A 22447-nucleotide genomic window follows, 5' to 3' on the forward strand; every position below is an offset into this window, starting at 1 on the left:
CCGCGCGGTCAGCGCGAGAGGCTGTAGCCGATGCGCAGCTGAGATCCGAGCTTGTGGTTGTAATCGAGCAGGCTCTCGCCGTAGCCGGTGAAGTACTGGATGAACAGGTAGCCGGCCGTGCCGCTGAAGATGCGGCTCATCGGGTAGCTGAACTGCGCATCGACGCTGCCATAGCCCTTGCGCGTGCCCTTGCGCAGCGTGGCGGCCAGTTCCCAGCCGTTTGGCGCGCCGTACGACACGCGGAAATCGCCAAAACCGCGGTAATGCGCGATGTCCGTGTTGCCGGTGCGCGTGAGGTACGCATACAGCTTCGGTTCGAACTTCCAGTGGTAGTCGGTCAGGTCGCCGAAGTGGAAGGTCGGACGCACGAATACGGTGTTGATGGCGCGTGAGGCGTCGCCGTCGCGGCCGTTCGATTCGTGCTCGATGCCGCCCGCGAAGGACAGCCGCGTGAGGGCGCCGCCGCGAATGCCGGTATCCGGCCGGTAGTAAAAGAGGCTGGGCCGGTAGTTGGTATCGCGGAACGGGGCCGACTCCTTGCCGAGGTCCCACAGCGAGAACTGCGTATAGCCGAAGTAAAGATTGTCGAGCAGCCCCGTCGAGGCCGGGTTCTCCGGCTCGAGGAGGCGGAACTTGAAGCTCAGCTGGAATTTGACGTTCAGCCCTTCGTGCGCACCGACCGCCGCGAACATCGGCTCGTGAAAGGTCAGGCGTGACGTTTCTTCCTGCGGCCGAGGCGTCTCTCCGATGCCGGCCACTGCCACCGGAGCGGCCGGTGTGGCGTTCGGATCGGTGGCCGGGGCGCTCGGATTGGTGCCCAGCGCGCCGCCCGGGCGCGTCGCCGCCGCGGCGGCATTGCGGACAGCACCCGCCGGTGCGCCCTCCGCGGCGATCTGCGGTGCGTCCGCCCCGCGCACGAGCGTGACGAGCACGGGCGCCGCGTCGAGGTCGGGCGCATCGAGGCGGACCGTGCCGCGCAACACCTCCGGCAGCGTCCCCGAGTAGGCAACGGTGCGGACCTGGCCCGGCCGCAGGTGCAGCGTCTCGGCGCCGCCACTGTGCCGGTTGAGCGTCACTTCAACGGGGCCTTGCAGGTCCGCCGAAGCGGTGACGCGCAATGTGGCTGGAACGGCATAACTGCGCTGGCTGGCATCGCCGGAAATGACGAGCGTGAGCGTGAACGGCTGGTTGGCATCGACGCGCCGCGAGGGCTGAAGCAGGGCGACGGCGGCGTTGGCGGGGGGCACGGCGCATGCGGCGAGCAGACTGGCGCCAAGGAACGATCGAAAGCGGGGCACAGGCATGGGCGCGGGGGCCAGCGGAGGATTCCGATGGCGGATGGCAATGGGCGCAAGGGTACCATCCCCGCCCGGCGCGCCGGCGCTGGCGCTGCGGAGGGTCCAAACGCGCGTTTTTGCCAGGCAGCGCACGTTTTCGGGTGCTTTCTCGAAAAAAACCGGCCAGAATGCTCAACTTTTCAAAAATCGGCCTTGAAAAGCCGGGCGGCACTCCCACATCCGACCCAAGTTTGTATTCAGTGCAGTCCTGACACCAGATTCGAGGAGTAACAACATGGGCAAAATCATCGGTATCGACCTGGGTACCACCAACAGCTGCGTGGCCATCATGGAGGGCAACACGCCCAAGGTGATCGAGAACGCGGAAGGCGCACGCACTACCCCGTCGATCATCGCGTACATGGAAGACGGCGAGATTCTGGTCGGCGCTCCGGCCAAGCGCCAGGCCGTCACCAACCCGAAGAACACCCTGTACGCCGTCAAGCGCCTGATCGGCCGCAAGTTCGAAGAGAAGGAAGTCCAGAAAGACATCGGGCTCATGCCGTACGCCATCACCAAGGCCGACAACGGCGACGCCTGGGTGGAAGTGCGCGGCCAGAAGCTGGCTCCGCCGCAAATCTCGGCCGAAGTGCTGCGCAAGATGAAGAAGACCGCCGAGGACTACCTGGGCGAGGAAGTGACCGAAGCCGTGATCACGGTGCCGGCGTACTTCAACGATTCGCAGCGCCAGGCGACCAAGGACGCCGGCCGCATCGCTGGCCTGGACGTCAAGCGCATCATCAACGAGCCGACCGCGGCTGCGCTGGCATTCGGCCTGGACAAGAACGAGAAGGGCGACCGCAAGATCGCCGTGTATGACCTCGGCGGCGGTACGTTCGACATCTCGATCATCGAGATTGCCGACGTGGACGGGGAGAAGCAGTTCGAAGTGCTGTCGACCAACGGCGATACGTTCCTGGGCGGTGAAGACTTCGACCAGCGCATCATCGATTACATCATCGGCGAGTTCAAGAAGGAGCAGGGCGTCGACCTGTCGAAGGACGTGCTCGCGCTGCAGCGCCTGAAGGAAGCTGCCGAAAAGGCCAAGATCGAGCTGTCGAGCTCGCAGCAGACCGAGATCAACCTGCCGTACATCACGGCCGATGCCTCCGGTCCGAAGCACTTGAACCTGAAGATCACGCGCGCCAAGCTCGAAGCGCTGGTCGAAGACCTGATCGCCCGCACCATCGAGCCGTGCCGTACCGCCATCAAGGATGCCGGCGTGAAGGTGTCGGACATCCACGACGTGATCCTGGTCGGCGGCATGACGCGCATGCCGAAGGTGCAGGAGAAGGTCAAGGAGTTCTTCGGCAAGGACCCGCGCAAGGACGTGAACCCGGATGAAGCGGTTGCCGTGGGCGCGGCCATCCAGGGCCAGGTGCTGGGCGGCGACCGCAAGGACGTGCTGCTGCTGGACGTGACGCCGCTGTCGCTGGGCATCGAAACGCTGGGTGGCGTGATGACCAAGATGATCGGCAAGAACACGACCATCCCGACGAAGTTCTCGCAGACCTTCTCGACCGCCGACGACAACCAGCCGGCCGTCACGATCAAGGTCTACCAGGGCGAGCGCGAGATGGCGTCCGGCAACAAGCTGCTGGGCGAGTTCAACCTCGAAGGCATCCCGCCGGCACCGCGCGGCACGCCGCAGATCGAGGTGACGTTCGATATCGACGCCAACGGCATCCTGCACGTGTCGGCCAAGGACAAGGCGACCGGCAAGGAAAACAAGATCACCATCAAGGCGAACTCGGGTCTGTCGGAAGAAGAGATCCAGCGCATGGTGAAGGACGCCGAAGCCAACGCCGAAGAAGACAAGAAGGCGCGCGAACTGGTCGACTCGCGCAACCAGGGTGAAGCGCTGGTGCATTCGACCCGCAAGGCGCTGGGCGAGTACGGCGACAAGCTGGAAGCTGGCGAGAAAGACAAGATCGAAGCCGCGATCAAGGAACTTGAAGAAGCCGTCAAGGGCAACGACAAGGCCGCGATCGATGCCAAGGTCGAAGCGCTGGCGACCGCGTCGCAAAAGCTCGGTGAGAAGGTCTACGCCGACATGCAGGCCAAGGGCGAAGCCGGCGGTGCGCAGCAGGCGGCCGGCGCCCAGCAGGCGCAAGGCGCGCCGCACGACGATAACGTCGTCGACGCCGAGTTCAAGGAAGTGAACGACAAGAAGTAACAGTGAACCGAATCGTCCGCCTGGCGGACGTGAGGGTACGCCGGGCAGTGGCCATCGGGTTGTGCGGGACGCACCTGGGGCCACGCTCGGCTTTTTTGCTATTCGATCAAGCAGCAATCAGGCGATTTTTTTAAGCCACCATGGCAAAACGTGATTACTACGAAGTGCTCGGGGTGGGCAAGAACGCGAGCGACGACGAAATCAAGAAGGCTTATCGCAAGCTCGCGATGAAGTACCACCCGGACCGCAATCCGGACAGCAAGGAAGCGGAAGAGAAGTTCAAGGAGGCCAAAGAGGCCTACGAGATGCTCTCCGACCCCGAAAAGAAGGCCGCTTACGACCAGTATGGCCACGCGGGCGTCGACCCGAACATGGCCGGCGGCTTCGGCGCAGGCGCGCAGGGCTTCGGCGGCTTTGCCGAGGCCTTCGGCGATATCTTTGGCGACATCTTCGGTCAGGCCCAGGGCGGCCGGCGCGGCGGCGGCCCGCAGATGTACCGCGGTGCCGATCTGCGCTACAGCATGGAGATCACGCTCGAGCAGGCCGCGCACGGCTATGACACGCAGATCCGCGTGCCGCATTGGGACGAGTGCGACCACTGCCACGGCAACGGCGCCGAGCCCGGCTCGAGCGTGGAGACCTGCCCGACCTGCCATGGCGTCGGCCAGGTGCGTGTGTCGCAGGGCTTCTTCACGATGCAGCAGACCTGCCCGAAGTGTCACGGCAGCGGCAAGTACATCCCGAAGCCGTGCAGCAAGTGCCACGGCCAGGGCAAGCTGAAGACGCAAAAGACGCTGGAAGTGAAGATTCCGGCCGGTATCGACGAAGGCATGCGCATCCGCTCGTCGGGCAACGGCGAGCCGGGCATCAATGGCGGCCCGCCCGGCGACCTCTATGTGGAAATCCACATCAAGCCGCACCCGGTGTTCGAGCGCGACGGCGACGACCTGCACTGCCAGATGCCGATCTCGTTTGCGACGGCGGCCATCGGTGGTGACATCGAAGTGCCGACGTTGGGCGGCCGTGCATCGTTCACGGTGCCGGAGGGCACGCAGGCCGGCAAGACGTTCCGCCTGCGCGGCAAGGGCATCAAGGGCGTGCGTTCGGGCTACGCCGGTGATCTCTATGTGCATATCAACATCGAGACGCCGGTCAAGCTGACGGAGCACCAGAAAGACCTGCTGCGCCAGTTCGACAAGTCCGTGCACGAAGGCGGCTCGCGGCACAGCCCGCAGGAGCAGTCGTGGATGGACAAGGTGAAGAACTTCTTCTCCTCGTAAGAAACGCACACAAAGCGACGGCGCGGCCAGATCCTGGCACCGTGAGGCGGGCCGTACACACGTACGGCTGCGCTCCCGGCACTAATCGGGCGCCGCTCGCTATGCGTTTCGCCGCTTCTTGAACACCACCTTCTCAACCGAGGACATCGCCATGCAGTTGCCGGAGACCGGCGCGCCGTTTGCGCTGCTGGACGATGCCACGTCGGGCGAGGCACCGTGGTCGCGCTGGTACACCGGATATGCCGGCGAGTTCTTCCGCCCGGCAGGTGTGCTTGATGGCCTGGACGAGGATCTTCGCGCAGCGTGGCGGGACGGCCTGCACGCGCTGATCGTCGCGCCGTACGAATTCGGCGGGCCGCTTGTCGGTGTGCCGGCCTCCACGAAGACCTCTTCTGCATTGCCCGGCCACGACGGCCGCCTGCGTGTGCTGCTGTTTCGCTCGCTGCAGGTGCTGTCGCCGCCGGAGGTCGACACGCTCTTCGACGCGTGGCCTGAAGCGGCCGGCAGCGCGGGCGTGTCTGGCTGCACGCCGAGCGTCGACCATGCTGCCTATGCGCGCGCCATTGCACGCATCCACGACTGGATCGCGGCGGGCGACACCTACGAAGTCAACTACACCTATCGCCTGCGCATGACGGCGTTCGGCGCGCCGGCCGCGCTGTACCGCCGTCTGCGGGCGCGCCAGCCGGTGCCATACGGCGCGTTCATCGGACTGCCGGAGGGCGGTGCGATCCTGTCGTGCTCGCCGGAGCTGTTCTTTTCGCACCACGCCGGCAAGCTCCTGGCACGGCCGATGAAGGGCACTGCGCCGGCCTCTGGCGACGTGGAGGTCGACGAAGCCCGCGCCATCGCGCTGGCCGCCGATGAAAAGAACCGCGCCGAGAACCTCATGATCGTCGACCTGCTGCGCAACGACCTCGGCCGGCTCGCACGTCCGGGTTCGGTGCGCGTGCCGGCACTGTTCGAAGTGACGCCTTTCGGCAGCGTGCTGCAGATGACGTCGACTGTGGAAGCAGAGATTCCGCCGGCCACGGGCCTGGCCGATTGCCTGCGCGCGCTGTTTCCGTGCGGCTCCATCACCGGCGCGCCCAAGCGGCGAACGATGGAGATCATCGACGCGCTGGAGCCGGACCCGCGTGGTCTGTACACCGGTGCCATCGGCTGGATCGATGCGCCTGCCAACGATCAGGCGATGGGCGACGCGTGCTTTTCCGTGGCGATCCGCACGCTGGTTCTCAGTGCCCCTGGCGCCGACGGCTTGCGCATGGGCGAGTTGGGCATCGGCTCGGGCATCGTGCACGACAGCGTGGCCGACGACGAGTACACGGAATGCCAATGGAAAGCGCGCTTCGTGACGGCGCTGGACGTGGGGCTCGCGCTGTTCGAGACCATGCGTGCCACCCGCGATGGCGTGCCGCTGCTGGCTCGGCACCTGGACCGGCTTGAGCGGTCTGCCGCCGCCTTCGGCTTTCCGTTCGTCCGGACGGCGGTGGCCGATGAGGTGGTGCGCGCGTGTGCAGCGCTGGAAGGCGAGGGCGCGTATCGCATGCGCCTGTCGCTGGGGCCGGATGGAGTTGCGGGCGTATCGGCTGCGCCTCTGCCGCCGCTGCATGCCACGTGGGATGCGCCGGTGCGCCTGGTCGTCGCCGCGCAAACGCGCGAAGCCACGCACGGCCTGCCCGGGCACAAGACCACGCTGCGCGCCGGCTACGATGCCGCCTGGCAGGCCGCCGAGCGCGAGGGGGCATTCGACGCCGTGTTCTTCAACGCGGACGGCACGCTGGCCGAAGGCGGGCGTTCCACGGTGCTGGTGAAGCTCGACGGCGCGTGGTGGACGCCGCCACTGTCCGCGGGTGTCCTGCCGGGCGTGATGCGCGCCGTGTTGCTCGAAGACGCAACGCCGTGGCTCGACGGGCCGCTGCGCGAACGCCTGCTCACGCGCGCCGACGTGGCCCGCGCCGAAGCCGTCGCCGTCTGCAATGCCCTACGCGGCGTGATGCCCGCGCATTTCGAGCCGCCCGTGGCCGTCGACGTGCTCTAGCTTCCAGCGCGCGACGCCGGGCAGGTTGATGAGCTCGCGGTCGTGGCAGACCATCAGCAGCGTGCGGCCCTCGGCGGCCAGTTCTTCGACCAGGGCGATGACCTGCTCGCGCGCAGCGCCATCGAGGTTCGAGGTCGGCTCATCGAGCAGCAGCACATCGGTGTGCAGCGCGCGGGCGCGGGCGAGCGCGAGCCGCTGCGTCTCCCCGCCGGACAGGCGCTCGGGGGGCACGTCCACCACGTGCTGGAGCCCAGCCCACTCGATGGCCTCGTCCACGCGTGCGGCGAGTTCCGTGCGCGCCACGCGGTGCGGGCCCGTGGTCAACCCATACGCGAGATTGGCCCGCACCGATGTGCGGAACAGATACGGATGCTGGTGCACGTAAGTCAGCCGCGCGCGCAATGCCGCCGGATACGGCGACAGCCGCTGCGGACCGCTGCCGAGATCGACGGTCGCGCCGGGGGCGGGAATGAGCCCGGCCAGCATGCGCAGCAGCGTGGTCTTGCCGACGCCGTTGGCACCGGTAATGACGATCGCATGCCCGGCCGACAACGCCAGCCGCGGAATCTCGAACAGCACGCGTGCGCCATGCCGGCAGCGCAGCTCTTCAAACACCATCGTCCGGTTCATGCCGCGCCCCCGCGATAGCTGCCGGCCCCTTGCAGCCATGCCAGCACGAGGTTGACGAGCAATGCCAGCGCGATGAGCACGATGCCCAGTGCAATGCCCTGGGCGAATTCGCCTTTGCTGGTCTCCAGCGCAATCGCCGTGGTCATGGTGCGCGTGACGCCCTCGATATTGCCGCCCACCATCAGTGCCGAGCCGACTTCAGCGATGACGCGGCCAAAGCCCGCCACCACCGCCGCCATCAGGCCGAATCGCAGCTCGCGAAAGACCGTCAGCAGCAGCCGCGCACGGCCGGCGCCGAGCACGCGCGCCGTTTCTGCCAGGCGGGGGTCGGCGCGTTCGAACGTGGTCAGGGCAAACGCGACGATGACGGGCAAGCCCAGCACGGCCTGCCCGAGAATCATCCCGCCCTGCGTGAACAGCAGCCCAAAGCCCCCCAGAGGCCCTTGCCGCGAGAGCAGCAGATACAGCAGCAGCCCGATCAGCACGGTCGGAAACGACAGCGACGCCTGCGCCAGCACCACCAGCGCGCGGCGCCCGACAAAGCGGTGCATGGCGATGGCGTAGGCCATGAGCAGGCCCGCCGGCGCAGCCAGCAGCAGCCCCGCGAGCGCGACCTTCAATGACGTCCATACGATCAGCCACAATGCCGCATCGCCGTTGGCGAGCAAGACAAAGGCGTCAGCGGTGGCCGACCAGATTTCCATGCGCAAGGGCGCTCAGGCGAACGTATGTTCGGGTCCGGGGAACGTGCTGTCCTTGACGGCCGCCACATACGCCGCGACTGCGCCGTCGATGGTCGTCTGCCCGTCCATGAAGTTGCGCACGAACCTGGGCCGGTGACCGGGAAACACGCCCAGCATGTCATGCATGACGAGCACCTGCCCGGAGCATTCGAGCCCGGCACCGATTCCGATGGTCGGAATGGCCAGCAGGCGCGTGACCTCGCCGGCCAGCGCGGCCGGAATGGCTTCCATCACGACGAGCTGCGCGCCCGCCTCCTGCACGGCCAGCGCGTCGGCCTTCAGCTGCGCGGCCGCTTCATCGCCACGGCCCTGCACCTTGAAGCCCCCGAACGCGTGCACCGATTGCGGCGTGAGGCCGATATGCGCACACACCGGAATGCTGCGCTCGACGAGGAACTTGATGGTCGGCGCCAGCCACACGCCGCCCTCCAGCTTGACCATCTGCGCGCCCGCCTGCATCAGGCGCACGGCGCTGTGGAAGGCCTGCTCCGGTGTGCCGTACGTGCCGAACGGCAGATCGGACACGAGCAGCGCCTTGGTTGTCCCGCGTGCAACGCATTCGGTGTGATACGCGATGTGTTCCAGCGTGACGGGCAGGGTGGTCTTCTGGCCCTGCACGACATTGCCAAGGGAATCGCCGACGAGCAGCACGTCGACGCCGTTGCGGTCCATCAGGGCGGCGAAGCTGGCGTCGTAGGCGGTGAGCATGGCGATGCGCTCGCCGGCGGCGCGCATGGCCTGCAGCGACGTCACCGTGACGGCCTTGCGGTTCGATTCCTGGAGGTAGCTCATGGACTGAGACTCGTTGGGGCATCGCGAGCGCCCACGCAGACCATGCGGTGCGTCGACTGACTAGCGCGTTGCCAGCTTGATGAATTCCTTGGGTCCGCGCATCGCGTCGATGCGGGCGAGCAAGGTGCGGAAATCGTCGTCGTTGCCCGCGGGGTCGAAGGCGGCGATGTCGACGATCAGCGTCGGTGCGGCATCGTAATACAGAAACAGCTCGCCGTATGCGGCGCAGATGCGCTGCAGGTACTCGGCATCGATACCCGTTTCGTAAGGAACGGCGCGCTTGGCGATGCGCGGCAGCAGATCTTCGGCGCGCGTCTGCAGGCAGATGACGAGGTCGATGCGCTGCTGCGGCAGCGCCAGTGCATTGGCCATCGCGTCGTACAGCGCGAGTTCATCGGCGGGCAGCGTGAGCTGGGCGAAGAGGCGGTCGCGCGGCAGAAAGCTGTCGCCGACGATGCGCTCGCCGGCAAGCGTCGCCTTGTGCCAGGCCTTGAGCCGCTCGGCACGCTGCAGCAGGAAGCGCAGCTGCACCGGCAACGCATAGCGGGCCGGGTCTTCGTAGAAGCGGGGCAGGAAGGGGTTCTCGTTCGGCGTCTCGAACGATGTGCTTGCGCGCAGGTGATCGGCCAGGCGCTGGGCCAGCGCCGTCTTGCCGACGCCGATGGGCCCTTCAACAACGATGCGACGCAGGTGATCCAGGGCCATCGGCAGGTGTGTGAGGCGTGATGCGAGTGATCAGGCAGCGGGCTGCTTGGCGCGCATGCATTGGCACATCGTGGTTTTTTCGATGCGCTGGTCGGCCACGCCGGGCAGCAGGTCCGCCACCGCGCCGATGCCCGGAATCACGAGGTCCGGCGCCAGCTCATGCAGCGGCAGCAGCGTGAAGGCGCGCTGGCCGACGCGCGGGTGGGGCACGGTCAGCTCGGGCGACGTGAGGACGTGGTCGCCGTAGAGCAGCAGGTCCAGGTCCAGCGTGCGCGGCGCGTTGCGGAACGGGCGTTCGCGGCCGAACTGGTCTTCGATGTGGTGACAGATGCGCAGCAACTGGTCTGCCGTGAAAGGCGTCTCGATGCGCACGACGGCGTTGATGTAGTCGTCGCCGCTGGATTCGACCGGCGCGCTGCGATACAAGCTCGATTTGCCGGTCACGGTGATGCCGACCTGCTGCGCGAGGCAGACCACGGCGTCTTTCACTGCCTGGCGTGCGTCGCCCAGGTTGGCGCCGATGCCGATGTACGCCACTGTCTTCACGTTTCCTCCGAACTTCCCGGATTGACGTCAACGACTGTATCCGATTTCGCCGGACCACGCCGGCGGCGACGGCGCTTGCCGGAACCCGCCGTGCTGGTGCTTGCGGCGGTGCTCGGCGCCTGCTTGGCTTGCGCCATGAGCGCTTCGCGGGTTTCGCCGTCACCGCTCTGGAAGGCGGTCCACCAGTCGGCCAGTTCCTGCGGCAATTCGCCCGAGGCGCAGCGCAGGACGAGGAAGTCGTACCCGGCGCGAAAGCGCGGCGATTCCAGCAGGCGATACGGCATGCGGCCCGAGCGTTTCTCGAAGCGCGGCTGCATGCTCCAGATTTCCTTCATGTCGGCGGTGAAGCGGCGCTGGATGGCGAGCTGCTCGGTCTGGCGGTCAAGCACTTCGTCCATGGCGGTGTGCAGCGCGGGGATGAGCGGCTCGCCGGCCGCGCGGCGGCGGTTCCAGTGCTCCACCACGTGGTGCCACAGCAGCGAGGCGAACAGGAAGCCCGGCGAGACCGGCTTGCCGGCCTTGACGCGGTCGTCCGTGTTGTCGAGCGCCAGCTGCACGAAGCGCTGGCCCATCGGCTGCTCGAGCGCGACATCCAGCAGCGGCAGCAGGCCGCGGTGCAGACCGGCCTTGCGCAGCTCCTGCAGCGATGCCCACGCGTGACCGGACATCAGCAGCTTCAGCATCTCGTCGAACAGGCGGGCGGCCGGCACGTTGTGGATCAGCGGGCCGAGCTCCGCGATCGGCGCGCGCGTGGCGGGGTCGATGTCGAAGCCCGTCTTGGCCGCAAAGCGCACCACGCGCAGCATGCGCACCGGGTCTTCGCGGTAGCGCGTGTGCGGGTCGCCGATCATGCGCAGCGTGCGGGCGCGCATGTCTTCCATGCCGTGGTGGTAGTCGTGCACCGTCTCGTTGGACGGGTCGTAGTACATCGCGTTGACGGTGAAGTCGCGGCGCGTGGCGTCTTCGGCCTGGGTGCCCCAGACGTTGTCGCGCAGCACGCGGCCGCTGGCGTCGACGGCATGCGTGTGGTGGTCGAGCTCGGTGCGCTTGACGCGCTTGCCGGCGGGCACCTGCTCCGCGTCGACCGCGTCGACGAGTGCACGGAACGTCGACACCTCGATGATTTCCTGGTCGCGTCCGCCGTAGAACGTCACGTGCACGATCTGGAAGCGCCGGCCGATGATGCGCGAGCGGCGGAACAGCGCCTGCACCTGCTCCGGCGTGGCGTTGGTGGCAACGTCAAAGTCCTTCGGCTTGATGCCGAGCAGCAGATCGCGCACCGCGCCGCCGACGATGAAGGCGGCGTAGCCGGCTTCCTGCAGCGTGGACGTGACCTTGACGGCGTTGCGCGAGAGCAGCTTCGGGTCGATGCCGTGCTCTTCGACGCTCCACACGCGCGCCTGGCGCGGCACGCCGCCGGCGGCCTTGCTGCGCGTCTTGGGCGTCTTGGGCGTGCGGGTCTTTCTGCCAGCCGGGATGCCGGGATCGGCCGCCGGGGCGGGTTCTGCGGCGGTCTTGCCGAGCAGACGATTGATGAGTTTCTTGATCACGCCGCGCCTGCTCAGAAGAGATCCATGATGCGCCAGTTGCGCGCGGCTGCGAGGTGGCGCAGCGTGTCGTCCGGGTTGGTGGCGACGGGGTCGGTCACCTCTTCGAGCAGCGGCACGTCGTTGGCCGAGTCGCTGTAGAAGGTGCTGCGCTCGAAGTCGCTCCAGCCGCGGCCCATGTTGGCGAGCCATTCGTGCACGCGGGCGACCTTGCCTTCACGGAAGCTCGGCGTGCCGGACACATCGCCGGTGAAGGGGCCGTCGGGCGTGCCGTCGGCGGTGGCCGGCTCGGTGGCGATCAGGTGCTCGATGCCGAAGGCCTTGGCGATCGGCCGCGTGACGAAGCTGTTGGTGGCGGTGACCACGCAGCACAGATCGCCGGCTTCGAGATGCTTGTAGACGAGCGCCTGGGCCTGCGGCGTGATCTTCGGAACGATGACCTCGCGCATGAATTCGGCGTGCCATTCGGCCAGCGTGTCCCGCGGATGCGCGGCCAGCGGCGCCAGGGCAAAGCGCAGGAAAGCGTGGATATCCAGCGTGCCGGCCTTGTAGTCGGCATAGAACTGATCGTTCTTGCGCTGGTATTCGGCTTCATCCACCACGCCGCGGCGGATGAGGAAACGCCCCCACTCGTGGTCGCTGTCGGTGGGGATCAGGGTGTGATCGAGGTCAAAGAGGGCCAGATTCATGGGGCGCGATTTTACCCGAAGGTGTGGCATCCAATCGCAGTCGCCCCTGGGCGGCGGCCTGCGCCCACTTCTCACTTCATCAGCGCGAGCATCTCCCGCACGAGCGGCAGGGTGACTGCGCGCTTGCGTGCGAGCGAATAGGTGTCCAGCGCGTCGAGCAGCGCCATCAGGCTCGGCATGTCGCGGTAGGAGTGCGTGACGAGCCACTGCGGCACGTCGGCCGAGAGCTGCATGCCGCGTTCGCGGGCGGCCTGGCGCAGGGCTTCGATCTTGTCGGCGTCGGACAGCGGGCGCAGCCAATAGACGAGTCCCCAGCCGAGCCGGGTGCGCAGGTCTTCACGCAGCGGCATCGACATCGGCGCGGCCGCCCCGGCGATGAGCAGCGCCGCATGCGGATGCGCGCGCACTTCGTTGACGAGGTTGAAGACGGCGATCTGCGCCCATTCGTCGAGGCGTTCGGCGTCGTCGATGGTCCAGAGCGTGATCGCGGGGTCGAATTCGAACGCTTCGGCCGGGGCGTCCGGCTCCAGGGTGCGGATCTCGAAGCCGCCGGCCTCGGCCTGCGCGCACACGGCGTGCAGCAGGTGGCTGCGGCCGCTGCCCGGTTCGCCCCACAGGTAGACCAGCCGGTCGGTGGCCGTGCCGTCCACCACCTGCGGGATCAGCGCGCGCAGGCGCAGCACCGCCTCTTCGTTGCCGGTGGCGACGAAGTTGTCGAAGGTCGGGGCGGGTGTCGCACCGAGTTCGAGCGGGAGCTGTTCAGGTGTGGCCATGAAACGTCGGGAGGGTCGCCGTGGTTCTCGGTTGCGCGCGCGTTCAGTCCTGATAGAGCCGGCTGTCGAGATACAGCTGCCGGATCTGCCGCAAACCGACCAGCAGCACCGCGCTGATCGGCAGGGCGAGGAGGATACCGAAAAATCCGAACAATTGGCCAAAAGCCAGCAAGGCCAGGATGACCGCCAGCGGGTGCAGGCCAATGCGCTCCCCCACGAGGCGGGGCGTCAGGTAGAAGCTTTCGAGGAACTGGCCGATGCCGTACACCACGGCCACCGCCAGCAGGCCGTACAGGTTGCCGAACTGCAGCAACGCCGCCAGGATGGCCAGCGACAGCCCCACGCCGAAGCCGATGTACGGAATGAACACCGCCAGCCCCGTAAAGATGCCGACCGGCAGCGCCACGTCAAAGCCGGCCAGCGCGAGACCGGCGGAGTAATACACCGCCAGCACCAGCATCACGATGATCTGCCCGCGCAGGTATTGCGACAGCAGCCCGTCCGTTTCCGCGGCCAACTCGCGCGTTTTTGGCAGCCACCGCCGCGGCACCGCGGTTTCGATGCGCCGCATGAGCATGTTCCAGTCCATCAGCAGGTAGAACATCACGATCGGTACCAGAAAGGCGATGCCAAGCAGCTGGATCGCCGCTGAGCCCGACACGCGCAGGTAGTTCAGCGCCCGGGCCATGACATCGTCGGGGCTGGCGGCGAGCTGCTCGGTCAGCAGCTTGCGCAGGCCCGGAAAATCAAAGCTCACATGCAGGCCCATCTCCGCCAGGCGCGGTGACAGCGCCGCGTTGAGCCTGGCCAGCATGCCGGGCAATTGCTCGCGGATGGCCGGAACCTCCCGCTGCAGCACGGCCAGGATCAGCAGCATCAGCGCCACGCCGACCACGGCCAGCACGAGGATCATCAGGAACACGCCGAGCACGCGCGGCACGCGATGGCGCTGCAGCCATTCGACGCCCGGGTGCAGGATGTACGACAGGATGAAGGCGAACACGAACGGCGTGAGCGTGGGCGCCAGCAGCTTGAGCAGGGCCAGGAAGACGATCGCCACGGCGATCCAGGCGAGCGTGCGCTTGGTTTCCTGCGACAGCACGGGGGCGTTCATGAGCGGGCGACGGTTCCGAAGGCGGGTCAGGGAGTCGGAAAAGCGGCCATCGGGGTGCCCGCATCCGGTAAAATCGCGATTTTACTGGACCGGCGGGTCCGATTTTTGTGACTTCCCGCCGCCGTCTCGCTTTCTTTCCCGGTTTTTTCAATTCAGACGACTGTATGAGCGCTTCCGAAACCCCATCCGCATCGACCGGCCTGTCTTACCGCGACGCGGGCGTCGACATCGAGGCGGGTGACGCCCTGGTCGACCGCATCAAGCCGTTTGCCAAGCGCACCATGCGCGAAGGCGTGCTGGGCGGCATCGGCGGCTTCGGCGCGCTGTTCGAGCTGTCCAAGAAGTACCAGGAGCCGGTGCTGGTGTCGGGGACCGACGGCGTGGGCACCAAGCTCAAGCTCGCCTTTGCACTGAACCGCCACGACACCGTCGGCCAGGATCTGGTCGCCATGAGCGTGAACGACATCCTCGTGCAGGGCGCCGAGCCGCTGTTCTTCCTCGACTACTTCGCCTGCGGCAAGCTCGACGTCGACACCGCCGCCACCGTGGTCAAGGGCATTGCCCAGGGCTGCGAACTGGCCGGCTGCGCCCTGATCGGCGGCGAAACGGCTGAAATGCCGAGCATGTACCCGGACGGCGAATACGACCTGGCCGGCTTTGCCGTCGGCGCGGTCGAAAAGCGCAAGATCATCGACGGCACCACCATTGCCGAGGGCGACGTGGTGCTGGGTCTCGCCTCGTCGGGTGCGCATTCGAACGGCTACTCGCTGGTGCGCAAGATCATCGAGGTGGCGCGCCCGGACCTGAACGCCGATTTCCACGGCCAGCGCCTGCAGGACGCCATCATGGCGCCCACGCGCATCTACGTGAAGCCGCTGCTGTCGCTGATCGAGAAGCTGCCGGTCAAGGGCATGGCCCACATCACAGGTGGCGGCCTGACCGAAAACGTGCCGCGCGTGCTGCCGGAAAACACGACCGCCGTGCTGCACCGCGACGCCTGGACGCTGCCGCCGCTGTTCCAGTGGCTGCAGAAGGCCGGCAATGTGGCCGACGACGAAATGCACCGCGTCTTCAATTGCGGCATCGGCATGGTGGTGATCGTGTCGGCCGCGGATGCGCTGGCGGCCATTGCGCACCTGAAGGACGCCGGTGAGACGGTCTACCGGATCGGCGAAATCCGCGCGCGCCAGGCCGGCGAAGCACAGACGATCGTGGTCTGACGCACCGCCCGCCCTCCACAAAAGCCGCCGACGTGTTCGGCGGTTTTTTTATGCGTGTCGCCGGCCTCGGGGGCCTTGAGCTTTACGACTGCGCCTCGCGCTCCAGCAGCGCCAGCTTGCGTTCCACGCCCCAGCGGTAGCCCGACGCATTGCCATCGCGGCGGATGACGCGGTGGCACGGAATGGCCACGGCGATGTGGTTGGCTGCGCAGGCCTGCGCCACCGCCCGCACCGCCTTGGGGGCGCCGATGCGCGCGGCGATCTCGGTGTAGCTGGTGGTGCTGCCGGGCGGCACTTCGCGCAGCGCTTGCCACACGCGCTGCTGGAAGGCGGTGCCGCGCACGTCCAGCGGCAGGTCCAACCCGATGGATGGCACTTCGATCAGTCCCACGACCCTCGCGACGAGGTCTTCGAAGCCCGCGTCTCCGCCGATGAGTTCGGCCCTGGGGAACGTGTCCTGCAAGTCCCGTACGAGGGCGTCCGGGTCGTCGCCCATCAGGATCGCGCAGATGCCGCGGTCGCTCTGCGCCACCAGGATCGAGCCGAGCGAGCATTCGCCCACGGCAAAGCGGATCGTGGTCTGCGCGCCGCCGGCGCGATAGCGGCTGGGCGTCATGCCGAGCACGCTGTCCGACGCCTCGTAGAAACGGCTGCTGGCGTTGAAGCCCGCATCGTAGATGGCCTCGGTGACGGTGCTGCCGCGCTCCAGTTGCGCACGCAGCTTCCGGGCGCGATGCGCGTCGGCGTACGCCTTGGGTGTCAGGCCCGTCACGCTTTTGAACAGGCGGTGGAAGTGATACGGGCTCAGGTCAGCCTCTTCGGCCAGCATGTCGAGCGTCGGCGGTGTGTCGGCGGCTTCCATGCGGCGGCATGCACGGGCGACCAGCGCGGCCTGCTGGGCGCGTACCGTGGTCTGGTCGGGACCGGCGCGACGGCTTGGGCGGTATCCGGCGGCCTCCGCTTCGGCGGGCGTGTCGAAGAACTCGACGTTCTCGGGCCGCGGCAGGCGCGACGGGCTGCTCGGCTGGCAGTACACGCCGGTGGTCTTCACGGCATAGACGAATTGCCCGTCGGCGGAAGGATCGCGCGCGAGCACGCGCGCCCAGCGCGGGTCGTGCTCGACAGAGGTGGCCGGTCTGGCTTGGACGGTGATTGGCATGGCGTCATCCGGTAGGACTGTGATGACTGTACTGTAGGTACGGGCGGCGGGCCGGGCACTCCGGGTCTTGCGGTCAAATTCGGAGCGATGCGTGGGTCACCCTAGGCCGCGGCCGGCACGCGCCATAAGTACCAGGTGGCGACGGTGCGATATGGGCTCCACGCATGGCCGATTTCGGTCATCTGCCCGCGCGTGGGCGTGGCATCGAGCCGCTTCAGGCGCCGGTAGCCGTCGCGCACGCCAAAATCGTCGGCGGGCAGGATGTCGGAGCGCTCCAGGGTGTAGATCAGCAGCATTTCGACCGTCCAGCGGCCCACGCCGCGCAGCGTGACGAGCCGTTCGATCAGCGCTTCGTCGTCCATGGCAAGCGCCTGCGCGCGCGTCGGAACGATGCCATCCAGCGCCGCTTGCGCGATGCCGCGGAGGGTCGCCAGCTTGGTCGCCGAAAAACCGCAGCCGCGCAGGGCGGCTTCGTCGGTGGCGAGCACCCGTTCCGGCGCCGGGAAGGCCGCGCCCGGGTACAGCGCGAGGAAGCGCCCGAGGATGGCGTCGCCCGCCTTGGCGTGCAATTGCTGGTAGGCGATGGCGCGCACCAGTGCCTCGTACGGCTCGCGAGCGGGTTTGGCCGCGTGCCGGCATGGCCCGATGGCGGCAATGTGGCGCGCCCAGTCGTCGTCGAGCGAGGACAGGAATTCGGCGGCCCGCCGATACGCAGCTTCCGAGAGGTCGTTTGCGATGCGCGTCATGTCAGCCCGCTTTGCGGAAGGTCAGGTTGATGCGCTGGCTGCCCAGCACCGCGTGCGGATGTTCCTTCAGTGGCGCGATGCCGTGATACCGCAGGCGGTCTGGTCCGCCCCAGACGGCCACGTCGCCGTGGAACAGCGGAATGCGCTGGGTTTTGTCTGCACGCCTGAGCCCGCCAAACAGGAACACGGCTGGCATGCCGAGCGACACCGACACGATGGGCGCGGCGTAGTCGTGTTCGTCCTTGTCCTGATGCAGCGACAGGCGTGCGCCCGGCACATAGCGGTTGATGAGGCAGGCGTCCGGTATGAAATCGGGGAAGCCCGCTTCGGCTGCCGCATGGCCGGCAAGCCGCAGGAAGACGTCGGGCAGCGGTGGCCATGGCTCGCCGGTCAGAGGATCCTGCGTGGCGTAGCGATACCCGCGCCGGTCCGACGTCCAGCCCAGCGTGCCGCAGTTGGTGAGTGCGACCGACATCTCGAAGCCGCCCGGCGTGACCATATGGCGAAACGGCGCCCGCTGCGCAATGGCGTCGACGGCGGCCAGCAGCGCGGCAGCGTCGGCCAGCGCGAAGCCGCGCAGCACGAACGCCGCCTCGCCGAGCGCGATGCGTGCATCGTCTGCGGGTGCGTGATCGGCAAAGAGGTCGCCCGTGACCATGGCGGGGTCCATCACGTTGCGTCGTGGAAGATGATGCCCACAGTATGCCGCCGGCCCGAACGCAGGCGGCTCACCCCGTGGCGCATGTTGACGCGATAGGTGCCGCGCGTTCCCTGCACGGGCCGGTGGTGCACGGCAAAGACCACCGCGTCGCCCCTGTGCAGCGGCACCACCTCGGGCCGCGACTGCATGCGCGGACGCTGCTCCGTCATGACGAATTCGCCGCCGGTGAAATCGACGCCCGGCTCGGACAGCAGGATGGCCACCTGCAATGGGAAGACGTGCTCACCGTAGAGATCCTGGTGCAGGCAGTTGTAGTCGCCGGGGCCGTATTGCAGGATCAGCGGCGTGGGGCGCAGCTGGCCGGCTTCGTGGCAGCGGCGCAGGAAATCGGCGTGCCTGGGTGGATAGCGCACGTCGATGCCCATGGCCGCGTTCCAGCGGTTGGCGATGGTGGCCAGCGGCGGATACAGGCCGGTGCGCAAGTCCGCAATCAGGTCCGGCAGCGGATAGGCGAAATACTGGTATTCGCCTCGCCCGAAGCCGTGGCGCTCCATCACCACGCGCGAGCGGTACAGGCGCTCTTGCGGGTACAGCGCGGCCAGCGCGTCGCAGGCGCCGTGCGTGAGCAGCGCTGGCAGCACGGCGCTGCCGACGTCGTTGAGGGCGTCTTCAACGGCGTGCCAGTCGATGCGTGCGAGGTTGGGATGGTGCTCCGCGCCGGTCTGCGCGTTGGCGGTGGAAGGCGGCATATCCGTTCTGTCTGCGAATCCGATATGCCAAGCGTACGCTTGTCGGAATGCGCCGCACTCCGGAGCTTGCGGTCAAATTCAGCGCGCCGCAGCCAGCGCCGGCGGCATGGGAATGGCTGCCAGCTTCGTCAGGGCATCGCCCGTGGTGCGGCAGATGCGCCACTCGGGCAGCACGTCGGCGCCCATGGCTTCGTAGAAGGCGATGGACGGGGCATTCCAGTCGAGCACGCTCCACTCGAAGCGGCCGCAATCGCGTTCCTGCGCCAGGCGGGCGAGGTGGATCAGCAGCGCCTTGCCGATGCCCAGGCCGCGATATTCCGGCTCGACGAACAGGTCCTCCAGATACAGCCCCGGCTTGCACAGGAACGTCGAGAAGTTGTGGAAGAACAGCGCAAAGCCCACGGCGCGGCCGTCGACTTCCGCCAACACCGCCTCACAGTACGGGCGCGGCCCGAAGAGCATCGTGGCCAGCGCCTCGGGCGTGGTCTGCACGAGGTGCGTGAGCTTCTCGTACTCGGCCAGCGCAGAGATCAGGCGGACGAGCGCGGCGCAGTCCTCCGGTGTGGCGGGGCGCAGCGTGAACGTGGTGGCGGTGTCAGTGGTCGTCATTGCGATTCCAGTGAGGTTTGGACCAGGCGCGCGACCTGGTCGACGTAATCGGGGGCAAGGCAATCCACCACGTGCCGCTCCGGTGTGCTGCGCAGCCACGTGATCTGGCGCTTGCAGAGCTGGCGCGTGGCGGCAATGCCCTGTTCGCGCAGGCCGGTCATGTCGATCTCGCCGTCGAGATACGCCCATGCCTGGCGATAACCCACGCAGCGGATGGACGGCAGTGCGGGCGACAGGTCGCCGCGTTTGCGCAGAGCCTCGACCTCGTCGAGCAGACCGGCCGCCAGCATCGCGTCGAAGCGTTGCGCGATGCGCGCATGCAGCACGAGGCGGTCTGACGGCTCCAGCGCAATCGTCAGGTACGGCGCCACGGCATCGTGCTGCCGGAATGCGTTCGCGCCCACTTCACGCGCGAGCAACGCAGACATCGGTCGGCCGGTCAGCCGGTACAGCTCAAGCGCGCGCTGGATGCGCTGCGCGTCGGTCGCGTGCAGCCGCGCGGCGGTGATCGGGTCGACCAACGCCAGCTTGGCATGCAATGCCGGCCAGCCTTGGCGTGCGGCTTCGGCGTCGATCTCCGCGCGGATCGCCGGATCGGCGCCGGGCAAATCCGAGAGGCCCTGCGTGAGCGCCTTGTAGTACAGCATCGTGCCGCCAACGATCAGCGGCAGCCGGCCGCGCGCGCGGATGGCGTCGATCAGGACGTTCGCATCGTTGGCAAACTGCGCGGCCGAATAGGCATCGCGCGGATCGATGATGTCGATCAGGTGATGTGGCGCGACGGCCTGTTCTTCGGCGCTGGGCTTGGCGGTGCCGATGTCCATGCCGCGATACACCAGCGCCGAATCCATGCTGATGATCTCGACCGGCCAGCGTTCGGCCAGCTTCAGCGCGGCGGCGGTCTTGCCCGACGCCGTCGGGCCCAGCAGGCAGACGGCGCGTGGCGCGGTTGCAGATGAGGCGGTCATCGCGAGCTTACTGGCCGCGCAGGAACAGGCGGTCGAGGTCAGCCACGGTGAGCTGGATCCAGGTCGGCCGGCCGTGGTTGCACTGGTCGGCGCGCTCGGTGGCTTCCATCTGGCGCAGCAGCGCGTTCATCTCGTCGAGGTTCAGGCGGCGGTTGGCGCGCACGGCGGAGTGGCACGCCAGCGTGGCGAGCAGCTCGTTCTGGCGTTCGGCCAGCACGCGCGAGCCGCCGTAGGCGTGGAGGTCGCGCAGCACGTCGCGGGCGAGGGCCTGTGCATCGGCCTTTTGCAGCAGCGTCGGCACCGAGCGCACGGCGAGCGTCGTCGGCGAGACGGCAGAGATGTCGAAACCGAGCAGCGCGAGCGTGTCGCGGTATTCCTCTGCGGTGCCGATCTCCACCGCGCTCGCGGCAAACGTAACCGGGATCAGCAGCGGCTGCACCTCGACGCGCTTGGCTTCCAGCGCCGTCTTCAGCTGCTCGTACAGGATGCGCTCGTGCGCCGCGTGCATGTCGACCAGCACCATGCCGCGCGCGTTCTGCGCCAGCACGTAGATGCCGTGCAACTGGGCGATGGCGAAGCCGAGCGGGTGGTCGTCGTCTTCGTCGGCCTGCGCTGCAGCGGCGGGCTCTGCCACGGCGGTGGCCGTGTCGGCAGTCGCGGTGCCGCCGTCGAACAGCGTGGCGGCGCTCGGCACGTCGGCCATCCATGCGGGACGCGACGCGGGCATCGGCGTGCTGTCACCGCGCATCATCGACAGGTATTCCGCGCGCGGCTGCGCAATGCCGAGCGACGTCTGCCGCGCCGCCATCTGGTTGATCCACCGCGTGGTGTTGTCCGCCGGCGAGGGCACGGCCGGCACTTGCGCCGCATCGCCGATATCGGTGCGCAGGCTGTCGCCTTGCTCGCCCGCGTGGCGCGCCAGCGCGCGCTGCACGGCGTGGTAGACGAACTGGTGCACCGCGCGGCTGTCGCGGAAGCGCACCTCGATCTTCGAGGGATGCACGTTCACGTCCACAGCCTCGGGCGGCAGTTCGAGGCACAGCACGTAGGCGGGAAAGCGGTCGCCGTGCAACACGTCTTCGTAGGCGCTGCGCACGGCGTGCGTGAGCAGGCGGTCTCGCACGAAGCGGCCGTTGACGTAGAAGAACTGGTGGTCTGCGCGGCCGCGCGAGGCCGTGGGCAGGCCGGCAAAACCGAAGATGCGGAGTTCGCCCGCCTGCTCTTCGAACGGCAGTCGCGCGCGCGCGAATTCGGTGCCGAGCACGGCCGCCGTGCGGACATCGGCTTGCGTGGCGTTCCAGTGTTCCAGCGGCTTGCCGTTGTGATGCACGGAGATCGCCACGTCGGGCCGCGCCAGCGCGGTGCGGCGGATCACCTCCAGGCAGTGGCCCAGCTCGGTTTGTTCGGTCTTGAGGAATTTGCGGCGCGCCGGCGTATTGAAGTACAGATGCTGCACGTCGACCGTCGTGCCGACGCCGCCCGAAGCCGGCTGCACGCGTCCGGTCTGGGCGATGATCTGCGTCGCGTGCGCGTCGTTGGCGGTGCGCGAGGTGAGCGTCAGCTCAGCCACCGAGGCAATTGAGGCCAGCGCCTCGCCGCGAAAGCCTAGCGTCGCCACCGATTCCAGCTCTTCCAGCGAGCCGATCTTGCTGGTCGCATGCCGCATCAGCGCAACGGGCAGTTCATCGGCCGGAATGCCGCCGCCGTTGTCGGTAATGGCAATGCGCCGCACGCCGCCTTCTTCGAGCTTGATCTGCAGCTGCGTGGCGCCCGCATCAAGCGCGTTTTCCAGCAGCTCCTTGACCACGGACGCGGGCCGCTCGACCACCTCGCCGGCCGCGATCTGGCTGATCAGCTGGTCGGGGAGCGGGCGGATGGGGCGGCGGGACGTGGCGGCGGAATTCATCGCGGCATTATAAATGTCACGCCCTGTCCGTCGCAGCGCCGCAAGCCCTGCCAGGG

The 22447-nt window shown here is 67.6% G+C and carries 21 protein-coding genes; 4 read left to right on the forward strand and 17 right to left on the reverse strand.

All coding sequences use genetic code 11. From position 1 onward, the window contains the following. Window positions 1-8 precede the first annotated feature (8 nt). A complete protein-coding gene (locus tag KHN96_RS13120) occupies window positions 9-1304 on the reverse strand; it encodes a phospholipase A (RefSeq protein ID WP_062737913.1) in 1296 nt (431 codons plus the stop codon). A gap of 268 nt (window positions 1305-1572) precedes the next feature. On the opposite strand from KHN96_RS13120, the gene dnaK reads away from it, so the two are divergent. The 3 genes from dnaK (at window position 1573) to KHN96_RS13135 (ending at window position 6834) form a co-directional block, all read left to right on the forward strand. Next, window positions 1573-3513, forward strand: a complete 1941-nt coding sequence (gene dnaK, locus KHN96_RS13125; RefSeq protein ID WP_045787612.1) for a molecular chaperone DnaK — start codon at window positions 1573-1575, stop codon at window positions 3511-3513. 140 nt (window positions 3514-3653) lie between these two features. Continuing rightward, window positions 3654-4793: a molecular chaperone DnaJ gene (gene dnaJ, locus KHN96_RS13130; protein ID WP_045787611.1), complete on the forward strand. Its 1140-nt coding sequence runs from the start codon at window positions 3654-3656 to the stop codon at window positions 4791-4793. Between the two features lie 151 nt (window positions 4794-4944). Further along, window positions 4945-6834 (forward strand): bifunctional chorismate-binding protein/class IV aminotransferase, encoded by a 1890-nt coding sequence (locus KHN96_RS13135; protein ID WP_062737983.1) that lies wholly within the window; start codon window positions 4945-4947, stop codon window positions 6832-6834. Here KHN96_RS13135 and KHN96_RS13140 read toward each other — a convergent pair. The 9 genes from KHN96_RS13140 to KHN96_RS13180 form a co-directional block, all read right to left on the reverse strand. Continuing rightward, window positions 6778-7464, reverse strand: coding sequence for an ABC transporter ATP-binding protein (locus KHN96_RS13140; RefSeq protein ID WP_062737912.1), 687 nt, complete (start codon window positions 7462-7464; stop codon window positions 6778-6780). The two genes, KHN96_RS13135 and KHN96_RS13140, sit on opposite strands and share 57 nt — an antisense overlap. After that, window positions 7461-8168 carry an ABC transporter permease gene (locus tag KHN96_RS13145; protein ID WP_045787608.1) on the reverse strand — a complete coding sequence of 236 codons (708 nt, stop codon included), beginning with the start codon at window positions 8166-8168 and terminating at the stop codon, window positions 7461-7463. The genes KHN96_RS13140 and KHN96_RS13145 overlap by 4 nt, the downstream gene beginning before the upstream one ends. Window positions 8169-8180: 12 nt before the next feature. Beyond that, on the reverse strand, window positions 8181-8999 hold the full coding sequence (panB, locus tag KHN96_RS13150; protein WP_062737911.1) for a 3-methyl-2-oxobutanoate hydroxymethyltransferase: 819 nt from the start codon (window positions 8997-8999) through the stop codon (window positions 8181-8183). 60 nt (window positions 9000-9059) lie between these two features. After that, window positions 9060-9704, reverse strand: coding sequence for a deoxynucleoside kinase (locus KHN96_RS13155; RefSeq protein WP_045787606.1), 645 nt, complete (start codon window positions 9702-9704; stop codon window positions 9060-9062). Between the two features lie 30 nt (window positions 9705-9734). Next, complete coding sequence (folK, locus tag KHN96_RS13160) at window positions 9735-10250, reverse strand: 2-amino-4-hydroxy-6-hydroxymethyldihydropteridine diphosphokinase (protein WP_045787605.1); 516 nt, start codon at window positions 10248-10250, stop codon at window positions 9735-9737. Next, window positions 10247-11800, reverse strand: coding sequence for a polynucleotide adenylyltransferase PcnB (gene pcnB / locus KHN96_RS13165; RefSeq protein ID WP_045787604.1), 1554 nt, complete (start codon window positions 11798-11800; stop codon window positions 10247-10249). The genes folK and pcnB overlap by 4 nt, the downstream gene beginning before the upstream one ends. An 11-nt stretch (window positions 11801-11811) precedes the next feature. Beyond that, complete coding sequence (locus KHN96_RS13170) at window positions 11812-12486, reverse strand: histidinol-phosphatase (protein ID WP_045787603.1); 675 nt, start codon at window positions 12484-12486, stop codon at window positions 11812-11814. Between the two features lie 71 nt (window positions 12487-12557). Next, complete coding sequence (gene hda, locus KHN96_RS13175) at window positions 12558-13259, reverse strand: DnaA regulatory inactivator Hda (RefSeq protein ID WP_045787602.1); 702 nt, start codon at window positions 13257-13259, stop codon at window positions 12558-12560. Window positions 13260-13302: 43 nt separating this feature from the next. Continuing rightward, on the reverse strand, window positions 13303-14373 hold the full coding sequence (locus KHN96_RS13180) for an AI-2E family transporter (RefSeq protein ID WP_045787601.1): 1071 nt from the start codon (window positions 14371-14373) through the stop codon (window positions 13303-13305). 164 nt (window positions 14374-14537) lie between these two features. Here KHN96_RS13180 and purM point away from each other — a divergent pair, with 164 nt between their 5' ends. Beyond that, window positions 14538-15593 (forward strand): phosphoribosylformylglycinamidine cyclo-ligase, encoded by a 1056-nt coding sequence (gene purM, locus KHN96_RS13185; protein ID WP_045787600.1) that lies wholly within the window; start codon window positions 14538-14540, stop codon window positions 15591-15593. Between the two features lie 82 nt (window positions 15594-15675). Here the strand turns inward: purM and ada are convergent, their stop codons facing one another. The 7 genes from ada to mutL all read right to left on the reverse strand — a co-directional run bounded on the left by ada (window position 15676) and on the right by mutL (window position 22391). After that, complete coding sequence (gene ada, locus KHN96_RS13190) at window positions 15676-16752, reverse strand: bifunctional DNA-binding transcriptional regulator/O6-methylguanine-DNA methyltransferase Ada (RefSeq protein ID WP_045787599.1); 1077 nt, start codon at window positions 16750-16752, stop codon at window positions 15676-15678. Window positions 16753-16853: 101 nt separating this feature from the next. Then, the gene (locus KHN96_RS13195) at window positions 16854-17498 is read right to left on the reverse strand and encodes a DNA-3-methyladenine glycosylase family protein (RefSeq protein WP_045787598.1); all 645 of its coding nucleotides are present in this window, start codon (window positions 17496-17498) and stop codon (window positions 16854-16856) included. Window position 17499: 1 nt separating this feature from the next. Continuing rightward, window positions 17500-18156, reverse strand: a complete 657-nt coding sequence (gene alkB / locus KHN96_RS13200; RefSeq protein WP_045787934.1) for a DNA oxidative demethylase AlkB — start codon at window positions 18154-18156, stop codon at window positions 17500-17502. An 11-nt stretch (window positions 18157-18167) separates the two neighbouring features. Beyond that, window positions 18168-18908 (reverse strand): 2OG-Fe(II) oxygenase, encoded by a 741-nt coding sequence (locus tag KHN96_RS13205; RefSeq protein WP_062737910.1) that lies wholly within the window; start codon window positions 18906-18908, stop codon window positions 18168-18170. Window positions 18909-18986: 78 nt separating this feature from the next. Beyond that, window positions 18987-19517 carry a GNAT family N-acetyltransferase gene (locus KHN96_RS13210; RefSeq protein ID WP_045787596.1) on the reverse strand — a complete coding sequence of 177 codons (531 nt, stop codon included), beginning with the start codon at window positions 19515-19517 and terminating at the stop codon, window positions 18987-18989. After that, complete coding sequence (gene miaA / locus KHN96_RS13215) at window positions 19514-20485, reverse strand: tRNA (adenosine(37)-N6)-dimethylallyltransferase MiaA (protein ID WP_062737909.1); 972 nt, start codon at window positions 20483-20485, stop codon at window positions 19514-19516. The genes KHN96_RS13210 and miaA overlap by 4 nt, the downstream gene beginning before the upstream one ends. A gap of 7 nt (window positions 20486-20492) precedes the next feature. After that, a complete protein-coding gene (gene mutL / locus KHN96_RS13220; protein WP_045787594.1) occupies window positions 20493-22391 on the reverse strand; it encodes a DNA mismatch repair endonuclease MutL in 1899 nt (632 codons plus the stop codon). Between the last annotated feature and the right edge of the window lie 56 nt (window positions 22392-22447).

The organism is Ralstonia mannitolilytica, from assembly GCF_905397375.1.
GTDB lineage: Bacteria > Pseudomonadota > Gammaproteobacteria > Burkholderiales > Burkholderiaceae > Ralstonia > Ralstonia mannitolilytica.